This is a genomic window from Arthrobacter sp. TmtSoilC79, from assembly GCF_059739405.1.
Window position 1 is genome coordinate 334,117 of the sequence record NZ_AP046051.1, and the last position, 18,968, is coordinate 353,084.

Genomic DNA, 18,968 nt, shown 5'->3' on the forward strand with positions numbered 1-18,968 from the left:
AGGCTATTCCCTGGTGGCGTCGTCGGATTCGCTGGGGTCTGCCGCCGGCTGCGCAGCCTCAGGCGCGGCGGAAGCGTTGGCGGCGTCCCGGCGTCGTGCGATTTTTGATTCCGTCCACATGGCTACTGCCACGAAGACTGTGCAGGCAAACATGAAGGTTGCCACGAAGTTCAATCCCATCGCAGAGCCCAAGGGTGCGGCAAGGGCCATGGCGGCCAACCCGGCCACGATATGCCACCCCTTGAAATTGCCCACCGATCAAGCGTAACCCCGGCTTTAAGGGGTGCTGGTCCGTTGGCTGGGATCGTTGCTTGATCCTTATCACTCCGCAACCATCAGTCGGCGCTGGAGTCGTTCTCCCCGGGCTGGCCGGCTGCTGCTTCGGAGTGTTTCGCCTTCTGCGTTTCCAGCCACGCCATGATGGCCGCCTGCCGGATCCGTCGGTGCGTCCCACGGTATTCCACGGGGATTTCGCCGCGATCGGTCATATTGCGCAGGTAGGTATGGGAGATGCCGGCGAGCTCCGCGGCCTGCGAAGTGGTGAGCATTTCCTCCACGCTGCTGACGGTCACGGTTTCGCCGCGGCCCAGCCGCGCAAGGAGGTCGACGACGGCGTCCCTCGCCTCATCGGGGAGGCGGTGGACCGTGCCGTCCACGAACACAGTGATGTCGTTGCTGTCCTGGAGGGAGCGCGCCAGGTTCCGGGCGTCGTCGGCGGGGAGCCCTGCTGTGATGCGGGGAGCTATCAATGCCATGGCAGAAGCCTAGCGTGCGCGGCCGCCCATTTCGGGGGTTCCCTGCTGGCCATGCCGTGCGCGCGGCATTGCTGGCAGGGAACCATCGAAACGTGCGGCCCAGGGGCAGCAACGAGCCCCCGCTACTCCGCGTCCAGGTCCGTCTCCAGGAGCTTCACCAGTGCGTCCAGCGCGTCGTCCGCGCCGTCCCCCTCGGCCCGCAGCACCACCACATCGCCTTTCGCAGCGCCAAGTGTCATGAGCGAAAGGATGCTGGCGGCGTCGAGGGCGTCTTCGGCAGGTTCACCCTGCATGGCAATGGTGACTTCCACGGGCTGTTCGCCGGCGGCCTCGGCAAACAAGGCGGCCGGGCGGGCATGCAGTCCGGAGCGGCTGGCGATGGTGGCTGTGCGTTCGGGCATGGTTTCTCCTTCGACGGAAACAAACAGAGGTTAGAGGCCGAGCTCTTCGAGCACGGGGAGTTTTGCGCGGACCCAATCGCGGGCCTCAAGAGCACTCGGCGCAGACAAAGCGAGCTGCGCGAGTTCCTGCGCCTGCTCCAACGTCACAGTCTTCAGCACGGTCCCGACCGCTGCCAACGAGCGAGCGGTCATGGACAAGGTGGTGACGCCCAGACCGGTAAGAACGACGGCGAGTGCCGGGTCCGCGGCTGCCTCACCACAGACGCCGACCGGCTTCGCATCACCTTCCCGGCCCGTGCTCTCCTGGGAAGCACCTTCAACAGTGAGCTGCACCAGCCGAAGCACGGCCGGCTGCCACGGCGTGTTGAGCTCGGCGAGGGGGCCGAGTTGGCGGTCGGCGGCCATGGCGTATTGCGTGAGGTCATTGGTTCCCAGCGAGGCAAACCCGACTTCCCGCAACACGGTGGCGGCAGTCAGTGCAGCGGAGGGAACTTCCACCATGACGCCGGGCGTCTGGATTCCAGCGGCGGCACAGAGCGAGGCGAAACGTCCGGCTTCGGCAGCCGTGGAGATCATGGGGGCCATGACCCACACATCGGCCTCGGATTCCGAAGCAGCCCGGGCAATTGCCTCCAGTTGGCGTTCCAGGACGCCGGGCGTGGTGAAATCGGTGCGATAGCCGCGAACGCCCAGTGCAGGGTTGGGTTCGGTGGCATCGGTGAGGAAGGGGAGGGGTTTGTCGGCGCCGGCGTCGAGGGTGCGCAGGACAACCTTCTTGCCCGGGAATGCATCGAAAACGGCCTTGTAGGCTGCCGCTTGCTCATCCACTGACGGCTCGGTGTCGCGTTCCAGGAAGCAGAATTCCGTGCGGAACAGGCCCACTCCCTGGGCGCCCAAACCGGCTGCGGCTACGGCATCCTTGGCCCCACCGACGTTGGCGAGCAGCGGCACCAGGTGGCCGTCCGCCGTCGTGCCGTTACCGTCGAAGGATGCAAGGGTTGCGGACGTTTCCGCCCAGGCCGTAGCGGCAGTGCGGTGCTCTTCGGTGGGCGAGACGGCCACGAAACCTGCCGCGCCGTCCACGTAGATCTCTGTTCCGTCCGCAATGTCATCAACACCGTGCGCCGCAACCACTGCGGGCAGGCCGAGTGAGCGCGCGATGATGGCTGTGTGGGACTGCGGGCCGCCTCCGGAGGTGACCAGTGCCTGAACCACCGCGGGGTTCAGCGTTGCGGTGTCGGCGGGGGCGAGGTCTTCGGCCACCAGGATGAAAGGCGTGTCCGAGGCGGGGATGCCGGGAGCAGGAACTCCGCGGAGCTCGGCCACGATCCGGGCGCGCACATCCAGGACGTCCGTGGCGCGCTCGGCCATGTAGCCGCCAAGGTTGTGCAGCATCTCGGAGACCGAGGCGCCGGCTTCCCAGATGGCCCGCTCAGCCGAGGATCCGGCGTTGATGAGTTTGCTGGCCGATTTCAGGAGCATGGTGTCCTTGGCCATGAGCGCGGTGGCCTCGAGGACGGCTTTGCCGTCGCCCGAAGCGCTGTCCGCACGTGCCTTGAGCTCGTCGTGGACTGACTGCGCGGCGGCTTTCAAGCCGGCGACGGCGTCCTCCGGACTGACGTCCGCACCCAACCGCTCGCCCGACTGCGGTTCGCTCACCGGCTTGGGCATCTGGCGGACGGAACCAATGATGCGGCCAGGGCTTACCCCTACTCCTTGGAAATTCTGCACTGAATCCTCTGTTCCTGCTTGTTGGTTCAGGCCCGCCGGCGACGGCACCGGGAGCCTCGAAAACTAGCCTACAAAATTCCTTTGTGAGCCACTTCATATAGCAACGCTATAGGTGCTAGGGTAGCGGTTATGAGTTTCGATGACCAGCTTCCGCCTAAAATTCGGTTGCTTCGCGCAGCTGCCGAGTTGCTGGCGAACTCGGAGGGGTCAGCGGTCTCAACGCGCCAGATCACCAAGCTTGCCGGGGTCACGGCGCCCACGCTCTACCACCACTTCGGAGACAAAGAGGGTTTGTTCGACGCCGTCGTATCAGCCGGATTTGAAGAGTATGTGGCGGGGGAGCGGGATTTTGCACCGTCCGGGGAGCCCTTGGAAGACGTCCGGCGGATGTGGGACAACCACGTCCAGTTTGGGCTGAGCCAACCCCATCTGTATCTGGTGATGTTCGGCAACATCAGGCCGGAAAGCCGCCCAGCGATCGTGGCCGATGCTGAAGCGCTTCTGGAAGAGATGCTGAACAAGGCCGCTATCTCCGGCCAGATCAACGTGCCGCCCCGCGAAGCGGCACGCAGCATTCTGGCCGCCAACGTGGGCGTCACGCTCATGCTGATCGCTGAACCGGTGGAAGAAAGGAACCTCGAGCTCTCAACGATGACCCGGGATTCCATGATTTTTGCTGTCTCCACGGACACTGCCCGTGGCGCCGCGGCGGACGATTCCGGTAAATCGTCCGTGGTTGTTGCGGCAATCGCCCTGAATGCGGCACTGCAGGCCTCACATTCAGACCAACTTTCCAGCTCTGAATTGAAGCTGTTCCTTGAGTGGCTTCACCGCATTTCCAGCAGCTCCTAAGGCTGTTCTCTCTCGATCTATATCGACTGACCCCGCGCCGCAGCGGGACACACGTTAGGAATTCACATGGCAACAGAGACCGTTGCGAAGCCCCGCACCAGCGCCCGTGTTGGTGTCCAAAAGTTCGGGACATTCCTGTCCGGCATGATCATGCCGAACATTGGTGCCTTCATCGCCTGGGGCCTCATCACAGCCCTGTTCATCGAAAAGGGCTGGATTCCGGTCCCGGAGCTTGGCGGTTATGGGACCAACGCCGAAGGTGTTGGCCACGTGGGCCTTGTGGGCCCCATGGTCAACTACCTGCTTCCGCTCCTGATTGCCTACACCGGCGGCCGGATGGTCTACGACGTTCGCGGCGGCGTGGTGGGTGCCATCGCCACCATGGGCGTGATTGTCGGTACCGGCATCCCCATGTTCATTGGCGCCATGATCATGGGCCCGCTGGGCGGCTGGACCATGAAGAAGATCGACGGCATTTGGGACGGCAAGATCCGGCCCGGTTTTGAGATGCTGGTCAATAACTTCTCTGCCGGTATCTGGGGCGGAATCCTGACCCTGCTCGGGTTCTACGGGCTGACGCCCGTGGTCAAGGCCTTCACGGCCGGCGCCGGCTCCGTGGTCCAGTTCCTGGTGGACAACGGCCTCCTGCCGCTGACCAGCATTTTCATCGAACCAGCCAAGGTCCTCTTCCTCAACAACGCCATCAACCACGGTGTGCTGACTCCGCTGGGCATCCAGCAGTCGCTGGACCAGGGCAAGTCCATCCTGTTCCTGCTCGAAGCCAACCCCGGCCCGGGCCTGGGCATCCTGCTGGCGTACATGTTCTTCGGCCGTGGAGCTGCCCGTGCTTCGGCACCCGGTGCCGCGATCATCCACTTCCTCGGTGGTATCCACGAGATCTACTTCCCGTACGTCCTGATGAAGCCCATCCTCATCCTCGCCGCGATCGGCGGTGGCATGACGGGCATCGCCACCTTGGCCATCACCAACTCCGGACTCGTGGCACCTGCTGCTCCGGGTTCCATCATCGCGGTCATTGCCCAGACCTCCCGCGACAGCTACGTCGGCGTCATCCTGGCGGTTGTCCTGGCCACTGCCGTGTCCTTCCTGATCGCTTCGCTGATTCTGCGGACGTCCAAGAACAAGGGCGAGGATGACCTCTCCGCCGCCACATCCCGCATGGAGGCCATGAAGGGCAAGAAGAGCTCGGTCTCTTCAGCATTGGTAGGCGACAGGGCTGCAGCCCAGGGTGAGGGCACCGTCCTCACCCGCCCGGTCCGGAACATCGTGTTCGCTTGCGACGCCGGCATGGGTTCAAGTGCCATGGGCGCCTCGGTGCTGCGCAACAAGATCAAGGCGGCCGGCTTCCCGGACGTCAAAGTCACCAACTCGGCCATCGCGAACCTCAGCGACAGCTACGACGTTGTGGTCACCCACCAGGACCTGACCGAACGAGCCCAGCCGAGGACGGCCAGTGCCATCCACTACTCGGTGGACAACTTCATGAACAGCCCCGAGTATGACGACATTGTTGAGCTGGTCCGCAGCAGCAACACTGACGCCACAGCGTCAGGCACGACGGCGGAACCCGCAGCCGCTGCCCAGCCCGCCAGTGCAACTGCCTCCGCAGCAGCCGCGACGCACGGTGCGCATGCCGCTGAACCGGTTGTCGGCGTCGGGGGGCAAGCAAACGGCGCTCAAGCAGCAGGCGCTCAAGCTGAAGGTAAAGGTGTCCTGCTCCGCGAAAGCGTGGTCCTGAACGGAACCGCAACGGACCGTGATGCTGCGATCGACGAGGCGGGCAAGCTCCTGCTTGACCGCGGTGCCGTGGATGTCAGCTACGTCCACGCCATGCACGAGCGCGAGGAATCCGTGTCCACATACATGGGCAGCTTCCTGGCGATCCCTCACGGCACCAACGATGCCAAGGAGCACATCAACCACTCGGCCGTGTCCATCATCCGCTACCCGGAGGGCATCGACTGGGGCGGCAAGCAAGTGAAGTTCGTGGTTGGCGTGGCCGGCCTCAACAATGAACACCTCCACATCCTGTCCTCGATCGCCAAGATCTTCACCAACAAGGCCCAGGTGGCCCAGTTGGAGGAAGCAACCACGGTTGATGAAGTGTTGGAGCTGTTCGGAAAGGTCAACGCATAGTGAAGGCAGTCCATTTTGGGGCAGGCAACATCGGGCGTGGCTTCGTGGGGCTGCTGCTTCACGAAGCCGGCTATGAGGTGGTGTTCGCCGATGTCGCGGACGCGCTGATCAGCCAGCTCGCGGCGGCAAGCAGCTATGACGTCCACGAGGTTGGCGAGAACCCGGCGGTCAAGACCGTCACAGGTTTCCGCGCCCTTAACTCGGGTTCGCAGGAAGTCGCCGTTGTGGAGGAAATCTCGACGGCGGATGTGGTCACCACTGCGGTGGGACCGCACATCCTGAAGTTCGTGGCACCGGTGATCGCCAGGGGACTGGCCGCCCGCTCCCCGGAGTTGCCGCCATTGCAGGTCATGGCCTGCGAGAACGCCATTAACGCTACGGATCTCCTGCACACGGAAATCCGTGCGGCCTGGGACGACTCCGCGGGCGACTTGGACGCGCTCGCAGTCTTCGCCAACACGGCGGTGGACCGCATTGTCCCCAACCAGGCGCCGGGCCAGGGCCTGGACGTCACGGTGGAGACGTTCTACGAGTGGGTCATTGACCGGACTCCGTTTGGTGGCAACGCGCCGGTGATCCCGGGCGCCACGTTCGTGGACGAGCTTGGTCCATACATTGAGCGCAAGCTGTTCACGGTCAACACCGGCCATGCTTCGGCCGCGTACTTCGGGTACCAGGCCGGGCTTGAGAAGATCTCCGATGCCATGGCGGATCCGTCTGTTGCAGCGAAGGTCCGCGCAGTGCTGGAGGAAACCAAGGAACTGCTGGTTGCCAAGCATGGGTTTGTTGAGGCGGAGCAGGAGGCCTATGTCCAGAAAATCCTTTCCCGCTTCACCAACCCGCATCTGCCGGACACGGTGAACCGCGTGGGCAGGGCGCCCTTGCGGAAGCTCAGCCGGCATGAGCGCTTTGTTGGTCCTGCCGCGGAGTTGGCCGAGCGTGGCGTGACACCGGTGGCACTTCTTGAGGCGATGTCGGCTGCCCTCCGCTTCGACGATGCCAACGACGACGAGGCCGTAGAGCTCGCAAAGCTGCTCTCCGCGCTGGACGCTGCGGCCGCCGTCGAACGCATCACGGAACTGACGGCCTCGCACCCACTGTTCGCTGCCGTCCAGAAGCTCGTGGAGGATCGGCAGGCAGAGTCCTGATCTCCACGATCGAAAAGTAACAAAGGCTCTCCAGCGGGAGAAAAACGCGTGACTTCGGTCACTTTCACCCGCTGGAGGGCCTTTCGGTTTTGAAGTTAGCCTCACCTTACTAATAGAGTCAAAAGCAATTAGGTAACACATGTATGACTTATTAGTGAGTGGAGTACCGGCGTGAAAAAGAGGCTGTCGAGCTACATTGGGGCACTGGCTGCAGGCGCTGCCTTGCTGACCGTTACGGCGTGTGGAGGCGGGGCGACGGCGTCTTCGCAGCCCGGGGAAGCCGGCACCATCACGATTGAACACGCCCAAGGTTCAACGTCCAACGTTCCCGTGAACCCGGCCAAGGTTGTTACTTTCGATCTCGGCGTTTTGGACACCATGACCGCGCTCGGCGTCGAACCCACCGGCGTTCCCGAAGCCAGCTACCCGGAAGCGCTCAAGAAGTTCTCCGACGCCAAGTACGCCAAGGTTGGCTCGCTGAAGGAGCCCGATTTCGAAGCCGTCAGCTCAGCAGCTCCGGACCTCATCATCGTCTCCGGCCGCACCGCCGGCGCCTACGAGGAACTGAGCAAGATCGCCCCCACCATCGATCTCTCCGTTGACGCCGCCAAGCCGATGGAAAGCTTCAAGGCCCAGACCGAGAAGCTCGGCAAGATCTTCAAGAAGGAAGACGAAGTCGCCTCCAAGCTTGCAGAGGTAGATAAGACGGTGGCTGAGACCAAGACCAAGGCCACCTCTGCCGGCAAGGGCCTGATCGTCCTGACCTCCGGTGGCGAAGTCACCGCGTACGGTGCGGGCTCACGCTTCGGCATCATCCACGACGTCCTGGGCGTCCCCACTGCGGCCGACGTCAAGGCCGAGGGCTCCCACGGTGAGGCTGTTTCCTTCGAGTACATCAAGGAAACCAACCCGGACATCCTCTACGTCATTAACCGCGATACCGCGATCGGCACCGCCGGCTCCACAGCCAACCCCATCCTGGACAACGAGCTCGTGAAGTCCACCAACGCCGCCAAGAACAACAAGATCGTCAACCTCGATCCCGCTGGTTGGTACATCGTTGGCTACGGCCTGAACAACGTCCAGGCCATGGTCACCGCAGTGGCCGACTCCGTCGCCTGACCTTCCGCTTCACCTGAAATCCTGACGTGACAACTACGGCCGTGCGCCCCACGGCAGCAGGAAGCCGCAACCGGACTGGCGAAACCGCCCGCCTGGTTGCGGCTGCCGTCGTTGTGCTGGTGATTGCGGTGGGTAGTATCTTCGTCGGGGTCAGCGACGTTTCGTTGCCGGCCCTGCTGGCGAACGACGCCGGTGCTTGGGAGATCTTCTGGGTCTCCCGGGTGCCACGCACCTTGGCTGTGGTGCTGGCCGGGATGGCCGTCGCCGTTGCCGGGTTGATCATGCAGCTCATGGCCCGGAACCGCTTTGTTGAGCCGTCCACTGTGGGCACGGTGGAATCGGCCACTCTCGGCATCCTGGTGGTCACCGTGCTTGCCCCGGACTCACCGATTCTGACCAAGATGATCGTGGCATCCGTGTTCGCCGTCCTGGGCACAGCCCTGTTCCTGGCGATCCTCCGGAGGCTTCCGGCCCGGAATACCCTGCTGATTCCGCTGGTAGGCATCATGCTGGGCGGCATCATCGCGGCCGTCACTACGTTCTTCGCCTACCGTTTTGACCTGTTGCAGACGCTCAGCAACTGGATGATCGGCGACTTCTCCGGGGTGCTGCGCGGCCGGTACGAACTGCTGTGGATCGTGGCTGTCCTGGTGTTGGTGGGCCTCCTTGCCGCCGACCGCTTCACCGTGGCCGGCATGGGCCAGGACTTCACCACCAACCTCGGCCTGAACTACGCCCGCACCATGCGGCTCGGCTTGATGATCGTCTCGCTGATCTCAGCGGTTGTGGTTACCACTGTGGGCGCTGTGCCGTTCCTCGGCCTGGTGGTCCCCAACATTGTTTCCCTGCTGTTCGGCGACAATCTCCGCCGTGCCGTTCCCTGGACCGCGCTTTTCGGGGCGGCGTTCGTGCTGGTGTGCGACATCATTGGCCGGACCATCCGGTTCCCCTATGAGGTTCCTGTGGGCATGGTCATGTCCGTCCTGGGTGCCATCTTGTTTCTCTTCCTGCTGTTGAGGAAACGCAATGCCTGAAACTTCCGTGACGCCGGCGCCCCTGAAGCCACTCGCGCCCGTTTCCGTGGTGGCCCGCCTGCGCGCAACCGTACGAAGCACCCCGCCGGGACTGGTGATCGCCATCCTGGCGATTGCCGCCGTCGTGCTTGTTGCTGTTTTCCTGACCACCGACCTCAAAGGCAACATCGCATACATCCTGCCGCGCCGGGCCATCAAGGTCTCAGCGATGCTGCTGGTAGCCGTGGCGGTTGGAGTGTCCACGCTGCTTTTCCAGACCGTGACGGCCAACCGGATCCTGACGCCGTCCATTATGGGCTTCGACTCCCTGTACATCCTGGTGCAAACCGCGCTGGCTTTCGTTGCCGGGGCCGCGACGTTGGCCACCGCGCCGTCCACGCTCAAATTCGGTGTGGAGATCCTGCTGATGGTGGGATTCAGTGCGTTCCTTTACCGGTGGATGTTCACCGGGGCCACGAGGTCCCTGCATCTGCTGTTGCTCGTGGGGATTGTGCTTGGCACGCTGTTCCGTGGTTTCTCCTCGCTGTTGCAGAGGCTCATGGAACCGAGCGAATTCATCATCCTCCAGGACCTGTTCTTCGCCAGCTTCAACAACGTGGACCCGGGGCTGCTGGGTGTTTCCGCGGTGCTGGTTGCGCTGGTATGCGTCGGGGTGTGGCGCATGCGGCACACCCTGGACGTGCTGGCGCTGGGCCGGGAAGTGGCCATCAACGTCGGCGTGGACCACAAGCGCGTGGTGATGCGGGTGTTGCTTGCATGCTCACTGCTGGTTGCCATCTCCACGGCCCTGGTGGGTCCCGTGACGTTCTTCGGGCTCCTGGTGGTGAGCCTCGGCTATCAGCTCTGCCGTGGTTTCCGGCATGCCTGGTTGCTGCCGATCGTGGTGTTGATCGGTGCCATTGCGCTGGTGGGCGGTCAGTTGCTGCTGGAGCGCGTGTTCGGCTTTGCCACTGCCCTGAGCGTCATCATCGAGTTCTCCGGCGGCATCCTCTTCCTTTACCTGTTGCTGAAAGGCTCGCTGAAATGATTACCGTCCGGAACGTGACCAAGCGCTACGGCGGCACCACCGTGCTGGACGATGTGACCTGCGAGATTCCCCGCGGCGGCATCACGTCCATCATCGGCCCCAATGGCGCCGGCAAGTCGACGCTTCTCTCCCTGATCAGCCGGCTGCAGCCCATGGATGCCGGGGGAGTCTCAGTTGCCGGACTGGATGTCACGGCCACCCCCAGTAAGGAACTGGCCAAGACCATGGCCATCCTGCGGCAGGAAAACCACCTGACGATGCGGCTTACCGTACGCGACCTGGTGGCTTTTGGGCGCTTTCCCCACAGTGGCGGCCGGCCCACCGTGGAGGATCTTGAGCGTGTGGACGAAGCGATCCGCCAGCTGGACCTCACATCCATGGCCGACAAGTTCGTTGACGAGCTCTCCGGCGGTCAGCGTCAGCGTGCCTACATCGCGATGGTCCTGGCGCAGGACACTGAATACCTGCTGCTGGATGAGCCCCTGAACAACCTGGACATGAAGCACTCGGTGGAGATGATGCGGTTGCTCCGGCGTTTGGCTGACGAACTGGGCAAGACCATCGTGCTGGTGGTCCACGACATCAATTTCGCGTCCTGCTACTCGGACACCATCCTGGCCATGAAGAACGGCAGGCTCATCCATCAGGGCACGCCGTCGGAAATCATGCGCGCGGGGATGCTGCACGACGTCTATGACATTGATATCCGGATTGAGGAGATCGACGGCAACCGCATCGGAGTGTACTTCGCCTGACGGGTTTCTGTCCCTGCTGCAAGAAGAGCGCGACGCCGGCACCCAAGCTGGGTGCCGGCGTCGTTCACTCTCTATTCTTGCGGTTAGCGCGCTGCCGCGGTTTCAGCTTCAGCCATCGCCTTCCATTCGGCCACGCGGGCCTGATGCAGGGGCGACCTGCGGACCACTGCGTAAGCGACGCCGAGGATGGCGAACCAGATGGGCGTTACCAGCAGGGCTGTGAGGGTGTCCGGCTGGGTGGTCAGCGCCCAAACCAGGAACGCGAAGAATGCGAAGACAATCCACACCATCGGGATGCCGCCGGGCATCTTGAAGGGTGAGGCCGCGTGCTGCTCGGGGCGGCGTTTGCGGTAAACGAGGTAGCTGGCCAGGATGATCGACCAGACGAACATGAAGCAGACCGCGGAAACGGTGGTCACCATGTCGAAGGCAACTCCAACGTCCTTGCCCGCATAAAGAAGCGCGACGCCGGCCAGCAGCAGGACGCAGGACAGGAACAGGGCGTTCTGGGGTACTTTGCGGCTGGAGAGCCGACCGAAGAGCTTGGGCGCATCGCCGTCGTTGGCCAGGCCGTAAACCATGCGGGACGTGGAGTAGATGCCCGAGTTGGCCGACGACATGGCCGAGGTGAGCACTACGAGGTTGACCACGGTGGCTGCCATTCCCAAACCGGCGAGGGAGAACATGGCGATGAAGGGGCTCTGGCCCGCCTTGAACTCGGTCCAAGGTGTGACCGACATGAGGATGATGAGGGCGCCGACGTAGAAGAGCATGACGCGCAGGGGGATGGCATTGATGGCGCGGGGGAGATTGTGCTCCGGGTTCTTGGTTTCAGCCGCTGCGGTGCCCACCAGTTCAATGCCCACGAAGGCGAACACGGCGATCTGGAAACCGGCCACGAAGCCCATGAATTCCTTGGGGAAGAAGCCGCCATGGCTCCAGAGATTGGTGAAGCTTGCGGTTCCCGCGTTGGACTGGAAGCCGGTGAAAATCATCACCAGGCCCACCACGATCAATGCCACGATGGCAACGATTTTGATCAGGGCGAACCAGAACTCTGTCTCACCGAAGGCCTTCACAGTGGGAAGGTTCAGGAGGAGCAGGATGATGATGGTTGCCAGGCCCGGGATCCAGAGCTGGATTCCCGGCCAAAGTTCGTCGGCGTAGCCCGCGATCGCGATGACGTCCGCCACGCCGGTGACCACCCAGCAGAACCAGTAGGTCCAACCGGTGAAGAAGCCCGCCCACGGGCCCAAGAGGTCGCCCGCGAAGTCGCTGAAGGACTTGTAGTTCAGGTTGGACAGCAGGAGCTGGCCCATGGCCCTCATGACGAAGAACAGCATGAAGCCGATGATCATGTACACAAAGATCACGGACGGGCCGGCGACGGAGATGGTCTTGCCGGAGCCCATGAACAGGCCGGTGCCGATTGCGCCGCCGATTGCCAGGAGCTGGATGTGGCGGTTGCTGAGCGAGCGTGACAGGTGGGGCTCGCTGTCCCTGCTGGAGGCGCGGAGCTGCCCCTGTGTTGTCTGATCGGACATTAGTTCAAGAACCCTTCGAAGGACCCGCCACAATAGTGACGGCCGTTACAAATGTGTTCGATAAAGCTATAGCCAATGCCTGACAAATGGCGAATCGGTCTGCATGGCGAAAGCTCCTCTTGTGGGAAAGAGGAGCTTAGGCCGTGGTTTGGTGCTGTTTCTGATGCCGCGGCGCCTAGGCGATCTGGCGCTTGTAGGCTGCCGTGGCAAAGGCGTAGGAGACAACGAGGATCCCGAGGCACCACGCCAGGGCCACCCAAATATCGCCACCCACCGGACGCTGGGCGAACAGGTCCTGGATGGTGTTCACGATTGAGGTCACCGGCTGGTTTTCAGCGAACCAGCGCACCGGGCCGGGCATGGTTTCCGTGGGGACGAATGCCGAACTGATGAAAGGCAGGAAGATCAACGGGTAGGAGAATCCTCCCGCCCCGTCCACCGACTTTGCTGAGAGGCCAGCGATGATGGCAATCCACGTCAGCGCCAGGGTGAAGAGTGCCAGAATGCCCGCCACGGCCAGCCAGTCCAGCACATTGGCCGAGGTGCGGAAACCCATGAGGAGTGCCACCCCCACGATGATCACCAGCGAGAGGCCGTTAGCCACCAGCGAGGTCAGTACGTGGGCCCAAAGAACCGATGAACGTGCGATCGGCATGGACTGGAACCGCTCGAAGATCCCACTCTGCATGTCCGTAAACAAGCGGACGGCCGTGTAAGCGATGCCGGACGCGATCGCAATCAGCATGATGCCCGGGAGCAGGTAGTTGACGTAGTTGTCCGTGTCCGTCCTGATGGCCCCGCCGAAGACGTAGACGAACAGCAGCATCAGGGCGATCGGGGTGATCGCGGTGGTGATGATGGTGTCCACGCTCCGGAAGATGTGCCGCATGGAACGGCCCAGCAGGACAGAGGTGTCTGCGAAGAAGTGGGTGTTCATGACCTGTCCTTTACTGACTCGGGGCTGGCAGCTTGGGTGCCGGTGCCTGCGCTGGTGCTGGCGCCGGTGCCTACCAGTGCCAGGAAGATGTCCTCCAGGCTCGGCTGTTTCTCGACGTATTCGATTTTGGCCGGCGGCAACAGGCGCTTGAGTTCGGCCAGGGTTCCGTTGGCGATGATCCGCCCCTCATGGAGGATGGCAATCCGATCAGCAAGCTGTTCGGCTTCGTCCAGGTACTGCGTGGTGAGGAGGACTGTGGTCCCCTGTTGGGCGAGATTCTTGACGATCTGCCAGACCTCAAGGCGGGCTTCCGGGTCGAGGCCGGTGGTTGGCTCATCCAGGAAGATCACCTTCGGATCGCCGATCAGGCTCATGGCGATGTCGAGGCGGCGACGCATACCGCCCGAGTACGTTCCCACCTTGCGGGGACCGGCCTCGGTGAGGCTGAACCGGGCCAGCAGGTCATCTGCTATTCCGCCCGGATTCTTCAAGTGCCTGAGTTTCGCCACCAGGATCAGGTTCTCCTTGCCGGAGAGGACTTCATCCACTGCGGCGAACTGACCGGTGAGGCTGATGGACTGCCTCACCTGGAGCGACTCGGCGGCAACGTCAAAGCCTTCGACGGCGGCCGAGCCGGCGTCCGCTTTCAGCAGCGTAGAGAGGATTTTCACCATGGTGGTCTTGCCCGCTCCGTTGGAGCCCAGCAGGGCAAAGATGCTGCCGGGGGCTACCTCGAAATCGACTCCACGGAGTACATGGAGGTCCTTGTAGGACTTTTCGATGCCCTTTACTTGTATTGCCGCAGCAGTCATGATTCCGCTTCTTTCGCCTTGTCGATTGCCTTGTTCAGGCGCTCGCGTTCCTTGTCGATCCAGCGCTTGCCGCCGTACGCCTGGGCGAAGGTTTCGGCAAATTCGATCGGATCTTCGCCCACCATTTCGGTCACCGGCGTGCCTTCAATAGCAGCCCTTTCCCATAGGTCTGCCAGGTCCGTGAACATCTGGACCATGGTGTCGCCGTCGGTGACGCCGCCGTAGTACATCAGGTACCGGTTGAAGGCCGACGCTACGGTCCGGTAGGGCTCGGGCAGTGCATCCATGCGGCCCTTGGCTTGCTTGTACTGCTTCTTCTGCTCGAGTGATCCGGTGACCAGCTCGATCCATTTTGCTGCCATGGTTACTTTCCTTCCTTGCGGAGCTCTTCAATCCGTCCGGACAAGAAGCTCCAGGTGTTCCAGAATTCGTTCAGTTCTTTTTGGCCCTGCGCGTTGAGCGTGTAGACCTTGCGGGGCGGCCCTTTTTCGGACGGACGCTTCTCAACGTCCACTAGCCCCTTTTGCTCGATCCTGACCAGCAGCGCGTACACGGTGCCTTCAGCGATCTCGGTGAATCCTTGCTCCCGGAGCAGTGTGGTGATCTCGTATCCATACGCTGCCTTGCCGGTCAGGAGGGCCAGGACTATGCCCTCCAATGTGCCTTTGAGCATCTCTGTCATCTGCTTGCCCATCGGACACCTCCCTCGCTACTCAGTATTACTAGCTACCACTACATAGTAAAACTAAGTACCGGTACTTAGCAACACTGAGTTCTGAAATTATTTTGCCAAGTGGCATGCTGGGGTGGTGACTACTCCATCCGGTACCGTGCCCGCCTTGTTCACCGCCGCCGTCGAGGGTGGAACCTTCACCCTTAGGCGGGCGCATAAAGGCGACCTGCCCCGGATCCTTGAACTGCTGGTGGACGACCAGTTGGGTGCCACCCGCGAAAACACTGAGGATCCAGTGCCCTACCAGCAGGCTTTTGACGCGATCGACGCCGATCCCGCCCACCTTCTGGTGGTGGGCGAATTCGCTGGCGAGGTGGTGGCCACGTTCCAGCTGAGCTACCTACCGGGCTTGTCGCGCAAGGGATCCTGGCGTGCGCAGATCGAAGCCGTCCGGGTGGCTGATGCGCTCCGGGGCCAAGGTGTTGGGGCGCTCATGATCCAGTGGGCCGTTGACCAGGCGCAGGAGCGGGGCTGCTCACTGGTGCAGCTGACCACGGACAAATCGCGGGTAGCGGCGCACCGTTTCTACGATCGGTTGGGGTTTGTCGCCAGCCATGAGGGCATGAAGCTGACGCTGTGACTATCTGCGTCGCTTGCTTGTGAACCACCGCTTGCTTGTTTTCCACGGCGCCCGTTTTCCATGGTGCCCGTTTTCCATGGTGCCCGTTTTCCACATAGGGAGATTCCGCCCTTATGGGGCCGGAGGCCCGCTGGAAGGGTTGGGGCATGGAGAAGATTCAAGAGCGGCAAGGAGTGGACCCCGGTTCAATTGCCTCCGGGGTGGGGAACGAGGCCGGTGAAACGGTGCTCGGCGTCCCAGCCCTCATCGCACTGTTGGGAGGCGTTCGCCTTGGTTCTTCCAGCGTTCAACTGATTGATCAGCTGCGTGGGTTGGAGGATATGAAGTCTGCCATCGCCGGAGTCCAAGCCCGTGCCGCCGTGGCCTTCGACCTCGCTCAACGCCGCGAGCAGGCGCTTGCCGGTGTTCCTTCTTCGGAGCAGGGGCAGAGTTCAGGAGCCCAGATTGCCTTGGCGCGTCGTGAGTCGCCAAGCCGGGGATCCCGTCTCCTTGGCCTGGCGAACGCGCTGGTGACAGAAATGCCACGCACAATGGCCGCCTTGGAATCTGGCCAGCTCAACGAGTGGCGGGCCACTTTGCTTGTCAAAGAGACGGCGTGCCTCTCGGTGGAGGACCGGCGCTCCGTAGACGAGGAGCTCGCCCCTGATATGGGTACTTTCGAGGGCGCCGGCGACAAAGCCATCATCGCTGCCGTGAAAGCCGCCGCCTACCGGCGCGATCCCCGTTCTGTCGCCCAACGCGCAACTCAGGCTGCCACTGGGCGGATGGTCAGCCTCCGGCCGGCACCGGACGCCATGACCTACCTCACGGCATTGCTTCCCGTTGCCCAAGGGGTGGCCATCTGGGCCGCACTCAGTCGAAAAGCCGACTCTTCCCGCTCCGGTGGCGAGTCCCGGACCCGGGCCCAGGTTATGGCAGACGCCCTCGTCGAGCGGGTCACCGGGAGACGTGGTGGGATCGCCGGCGTCGACCTCGAGCTCATCATGACGGACCGCACCCTGTTGCAAGGTGACAGCGAGCCTGCCCGACTCAAGGGCTATGGAATAGTGCCGGCAGCCTGGGCCAGAGCCCTGGTTGGCGCCGGCGAAGCTGCCTCGGAAGCGGTAGGGAAAATGACGCGCGTGACCAACGAAGGGCATACAGCGCGGGCCAGTGAGCCGGGTGGCCGTGTGCTGCCACCCCGGATGGCACCCCCGGCCCAAGATGCGGAATTTAATGTGTGGGTTCGCCGCCTCTATACGGCCCCGTCCTCGGGTGAGCTGCTCACCATGGACTCGAAGGCTCGACTGTTCCCGCCGAGACTGAGGCGTTTCGTTGAAGTCCGCGATGACATATGCCGCACGCCCTACTGTGACGCTCCCATCCGGCACATCGATCACGTCGTCCCGTGGCATTCAGGAGGGACCACCACCGTGGGCAATGGCGCCGGGCTCTGTGAAGCCTGCAATCACACCAAGGAAAACCCTGGATGGATGGCAAAGCAGGTGTCCGGAGAAGTTCACACGTTGGAGGTCAGGACGCCCACCGGGCATGGGTACCGTTCATCGGCACCGCCGCTCCCGGGGCACGGTGGGCAGCAGGGGCCCGTCGCTTGATATTTAGGTACCCTAACTGTTAGGCTACCTAAGTATGAACTCCTTTGATCCCCGGCTACTGGAACTCGCGCAGGAATTCCGTGAGTCACTGCGGCTTGGCGTTTACATGTTCCGCCGCCTTGATCCTGAAGGTGACCTTACCGCTGCCCAACTCAGCCTGCTGTCCATGACTTCAGATGGTGGCCTTCGCGTTGGTGATATCGCCAAGAACCTGGGCATCAAAGTTCCCAGTGCTACCGAGCAGATCATCAAGCTCGAGCGTGCCGGCCTGGTCACCAGACAGCAGGATCCCGATGATTCCCGCGCAGTCCAGGTAGTCATCACCGAGGCAGGGACGGCCGCCGTCGGGTTTGCCAACCAGCGGCGCAACGCCATGGTGGCAGAACTGCTCAAAGGCCTCAGCGGCGACGAAATCGAGCATCTCGCCGCAGCATTGCCAGTCATCGCCAAGCTCAACAGTTCATTCCAGAACTGAGTAATCCATCACGACTAGAAAAACCCAGCACGCAAGGAGCCATTGAATGTCACGCCAGTTGGCTGACGCTTCAGCAAGCGCCGAAACAACAATCGAAACCACGCTGGAGGCTGAGAAAGCTTCCTTCCTTAAGCAGCCGAAGGCAGTGTGGGCCACAGCGCTCGCGGCCGTCTTCGCGTTTATGGGCATCGGGCTCGTGGACCCCATCTTGCCCGCGATCGCCAAGAACCTTGAAGCGTCCACCAGTGAGGTCTCCCTTCTCTTCACCAGTTACTTCCTGGTGACAGCCATTGCCATGCTGATCAGCGGCTTTGTCTCCTCAAGGATCGGGGGCAAGAAGACCCTGTTGATCGGGTTGGCGATCATCGTGGTGTTCGCGTCGTTGTCGGGGCTCTCCGGAAGCGTCGAACAATTGGTGGGCTTCCGCGCAGGGTGGGGTCTCGGCAACGCCCTGTTCGTGGCCACGGCCCTTGCCGTGATCGTTGGTGTAGCCAGCGGTGGGACCGGCACGGCCATCATCCTCTATGAAGCAGCCCTGGGCCTTGGCATCTCACTCGGCCCATTGCTTGGTGCGCTCCTTGGCGGCTGGCAGTGGAGGGCGCCCTTCTTCGGTACGGCAGTCCTCATGGCCGCTGCATTCATCGCCCTGCTGGCATTGTTGCCAAAAACGCCCGCTCCGGCCAAGAAGTCCCGTCTCCGGGACCCGCTCCTGGCGCTTGGACATAAGGGCCTTCGCACCACCGCAGCCAGCGCGCTTTTCTATAACTACGGCTTCTTCACCATCCTCGCTTTCACGCCCTTCATCCTGGGCATGGATGCCTACGGTATCGGGGGAGTGTTCTTTGGCTGGGGTGTGGCCGTGGCCGTCTTCTCGGTATTCGTTGCTCCCGTTCTGCAGAAGCGCTTCGGTGCCGTGAAGGTCCTGACGGGTACGTTGGCCGTCCTCATGCTCGACCTCGTGGGGTTGGGACTGGCCGCAGGGCACTCGGTGACTGCCGTCGTCGTGTTCGTCATCGTGGCCGGTGCCCTGCTGGGCATCAACAACACGGTCTACACAGAACTTGCCATGGGTGTCTCAGACTCACCGCGACCTGTTGCTTCCGCAGGCTACAACTTTGTGCGCTGGATGGGTGGAGCTTTGGCCCCGTTCGCTGCGGCGCAGCTCGGCGAGCACTTCGGACCCCAGGTTCCGTTCTTTGCCGGCGCTGTTGCCATGGTCATCGCCATCCTCATCGCTTTTGGAGGGCGGGCATACCTGAAATCGCACGAGCCGCACTTGGTGTGATCACTGCGGTGAGGCCCTGCATCCG

General features: G+C 62.5%; 20 protein-coding genes. 11 read left to right on the top strand and 9 right to left on the bottom strand.

Annotated features, from left to right (window positions below; genetic code table 11):
- Window positions 1-3: 3 nt before the first annotated feature.
- The 4 genes from AC6JA3_RS01650 to ptsP all read right to left on the bottom strand — a co-directional run bounded on the left by AC6JA3_RS01650 (window position 4) and on the right by ptsP (window position 2,887).
- Entirely contained in the window at window positions 4-255 is a 252-nt protein-coding gene (locus tag AC6JA3_RS01650) for a hypothetical protein (protein ID WP_026543000.1), read from the bottom strand.
- Window positions 256-335: 80 nt separating this feature from the next.
- Complete coding sequence (locus AC6JA3_RS01655; RefSeq protein ID WP_026542999.1) at window positions 336-755, bottom strand: helix-turn-helix domain-containing protein; 420 nt, start codon at window positions 753-755, stop codon at window positions 336-338.
- Between the two features lie 122 nt (window positions 756-877).
- Window positions 878-1,156 (bottom strand): HPr family phosphocarrier protein, encoded by a 279-nt coding sequence (locus AC6JA3_RS01660; RefSeq protein WP_026548476.1) that lies wholly within the window; start codon window positions 1,154-1,156, stop codon window positions 878-880.
- A gap of 30 nt (window positions 1,157-1,186) precedes the next feature.
- Window positions 1,187-2,887 (bottom strand): phosphoenolpyruvate--protein phosphotransferase, encoded by a 1,701-nt coding sequence (gene ptsP / locus AC6JA3_RS01665; RefSeq protein ID WP_347782427.1) that lies wholly within the window; start codon window positions 2,885-2,887, stop codon window positions 1,187-1,189.
- Window positions 2,888-3,016: 129 nt separating this feature from the next.
- Between ptsP and AC6JA3_RS01670 the strand changes: the two genes are divergently transcribed.
- The 7 genes from AC6JA3_RS01670 (at window position 3,017) to AC6JA3_RS01700 (ending at window position 10,982) form a co-directional block, all read left to right on the top strand.
- Window positions 3,017-3,739 carry a TetR/AcrR family transcriptional regulator gene (locus tag AC6JA3_RS01670; RefSeq protein ID WP_014923084.1) on the top strand — a complete coding sequence of 241 codons (723 nt, stop codon included), beginning with the start codon at window positions 3,017-3,019 and terminating at the stop codon, window positions 3,737-3,739.
- A 66-nt stretch (window positions 3,740-3,805) separates the two neighbouring features.
- Window positions 3,806-5,896, top strand: a complete 2,091-nt coding sequence (locus tag AC6JA3_RS01675; RefSeq protein WP_347782428.1) for a PTS mannitol transporter subunit IICBA — start codon at window positions 3,806-3,808, stop codon at window positions 5,894-5,896.
- Window positions 5,896-7,044, top strand: a complete 1,149-nt coding sequence (locus AC6JA3_RS01680; RefSeq protein WP_026542995.1) for a mannitol-1-phosphate 5-dehydrogenase — start codon at window positions 5,896-5,898, stop codon at window positions 7,042-7,044. Before AC6JA3_RS01675 ends, AC6JA3_RS01680 begins: the two co-directional genes overlap by 1 nt.
- A 171-nt stretch (window positions 7,045-7,215) precedes the next feature.
- Entirely contained in the window at window positions 7,216-8,166 is a 951-nt protein-coding gene (locus AC6JA3_RS01685; protein WP_347782429.1) for a siderophore ABC transporter substrate-binding protein, read from the top strand.
- 26 nt (window positions 8,167-8,192) lie between these two features.
- On the top strand, window positions 8,193-9,200 hold the full coding sequence (locus tag AC6JA3_RS01690) for an ABC transporter permease (RefSeq protein ID WP_347782430.1): 1,008 nt from the start codon (window positions 8,193-8,195) through the stop codon (window positions 9,198-9,200).
- Window positions 9,193-10,227, top strand: a complete 1,035-nt coding sequence (locus AC6JA3_RS01695; protein WP_347782431.1) for an iron chelate uptake ABC transporter family permease subunit — start codon at window positions 9,193-9,195, stop codon at window positions 10,225-10,227. The genes AC6JA3_RS01690 and AC6JA3_RS01695 overlap by 8 nt, the downstream gene beginning before the upstream one ends.
- Window positions 10,224-10,982 carry an iron ABC transporter ATP-binding protein gene (locus AC6JA3_RS01700; RefSeq protein WP_347782432.1) on the top strand — a complete coding sequence of 253 codons (759 nt, stop codon included), beginning with the start codon at window positions 10,224-10,226 and terminating at the stop codon, window positions 10,980-10,982. The genes AC6JA3_RS01695 and AC6JA3_RS01700 overlap by 4 nt, the downstream gene beginning before the upstream one ends.
- 83 nt (window positions 10,983-11,065) lie before the next feature.
- Here AC6JA3_RS01700 and cycA read toward each other — a convergent pair whose 3' ends face one another.
- The 5 genes from cycA to AC6JA3_RS01725 all read right to left on the bottom strand — a co-directional run bounded on the left by cycA (window position 11,066) and on the right by AC6JA3_RS01725 (window position 14,969).
- Window positions 11,066-12,526, bottom strand: coding sequence for a D-serine/D-alanine/glycine transporter (gene cycA / locus AC6JA3_RS01705; RefSeq protein ID WP_347782433.1), 1,461 nt, complete (start codon window positions 12,524-12,526; stop codon window positions 11,066-11,068).
- Window positions 12,527-12,701: 175 nt separating this feature from the next.
- On the bottom strand, window positions 12,702-13,463 hold the full coding sequence (locus tag AC6JA3_RS01710) for an ABC transporter permease (protein ID WP_026548472.1): 762 nt from the start codon (window positions 13,461-13,463) through the stop codon (window positions 12,702-12,704).
- Entirely contained in the window at window positions 13,460-14,275 is an 816-nt protein-coding gene (locus AC6JA3_RS01715) for an ABC transporter ATP-binding protein (protein ID WP_043433473.1), read from the bottom strand. The genes AC6JA3_RS01710 and AC6JA3_RS01715 overlap by 4 nt, the downstream gene beginning before the upstream one ends.
- The gene (locus AC6JA3_RS01720; protein WP_026542987.1) at window positions 14,272-14,637 is read right to left on the bottom strand and encodes a DUF1048 domain-containing protein; all 366 of its coding nucleotides are present in this window, start codon (window positions 14,635-14,637) and stop codon (window positions 14,272-14,274) included. The genes AC6JA3_RS01715 and AC6JA3_RS01720 overlap by 4 nt, the downstream gene beginning before the upstream one ends.
- A 2-nt stretch (window positions 14,638-14,639) precedes the next feature.
- Entirely contained in the window at window positions 14,640-14,969 is a 330-nt protein-coding gene (locus AC6JA3_RS01725; RefSeq protein WP_026542986.1) for a PadR family transcriptional regulator, read from the bottom strand.
- Window positions 14,970-15,081: 112 nt separating this feature from the next.
- On the opposite strand from AC6JA3_RS01725, the gene AC6JA3_RS01730 reads away from it, so the two are divergent.
- From AC6JA3_RS01730 to AC6JA3_RS01745, 4 genes are all read left to right on the top strand, one after another.
- Window positions 15,082-15,588 (top strand): GNAT family N-acetyltransferase, encoded by a 507-nt coding sequence (locus AC6JA3_RS01730; RefSeq protein WP_347782434.1) that lies wholly within the window; start codon window positions 15,082-15,084, stop codon window positions 15,586-15,588.
- Window positions 15,589-15,734: 146 nt separating this feature from the next.
- Window positions 15,735-17,183 carry an HNH endonuclease gene (locus tag AC6JA3_RS01735; RefSeq protein ID WP_043433471.1) on the top strand — a complete coding sequence of 483 codons (1,449 nt, stop codon included), beginning with the start codon at window positions 15,735-15,737 and terminating at the stop codon, window positions 17,181-17,183.
- Between the two features lie 34 nt (window positions 17,184-17,217).
- Complete coding sequence (locus tag AC6JA3_RS01740; RefSeq protein WP_026548469.1) at window positions 17,218-17,658, top strand: MarR family winged helix-turn-helix transcriptional regulator; 441 nt, start codon at window positions 17,218-17,220, stop codon at window positions 17,656-17,658.
- 46 nt (window positions 17,659-17,704) lie between these two features.
- Window positions 17,705-18,943, top strand: coding sequence for an MFS transporter (locus tag AC6JA3_RS01745; RefSeq protein WP_026542983.1), 1,239 nt, complete (start codon window positions 17,705-17,707; stop codon window positions 18,941-18,943).
- The last annotated feature ends 25 nt before the right edge of the window (window positions 18,944-18,968 follow it).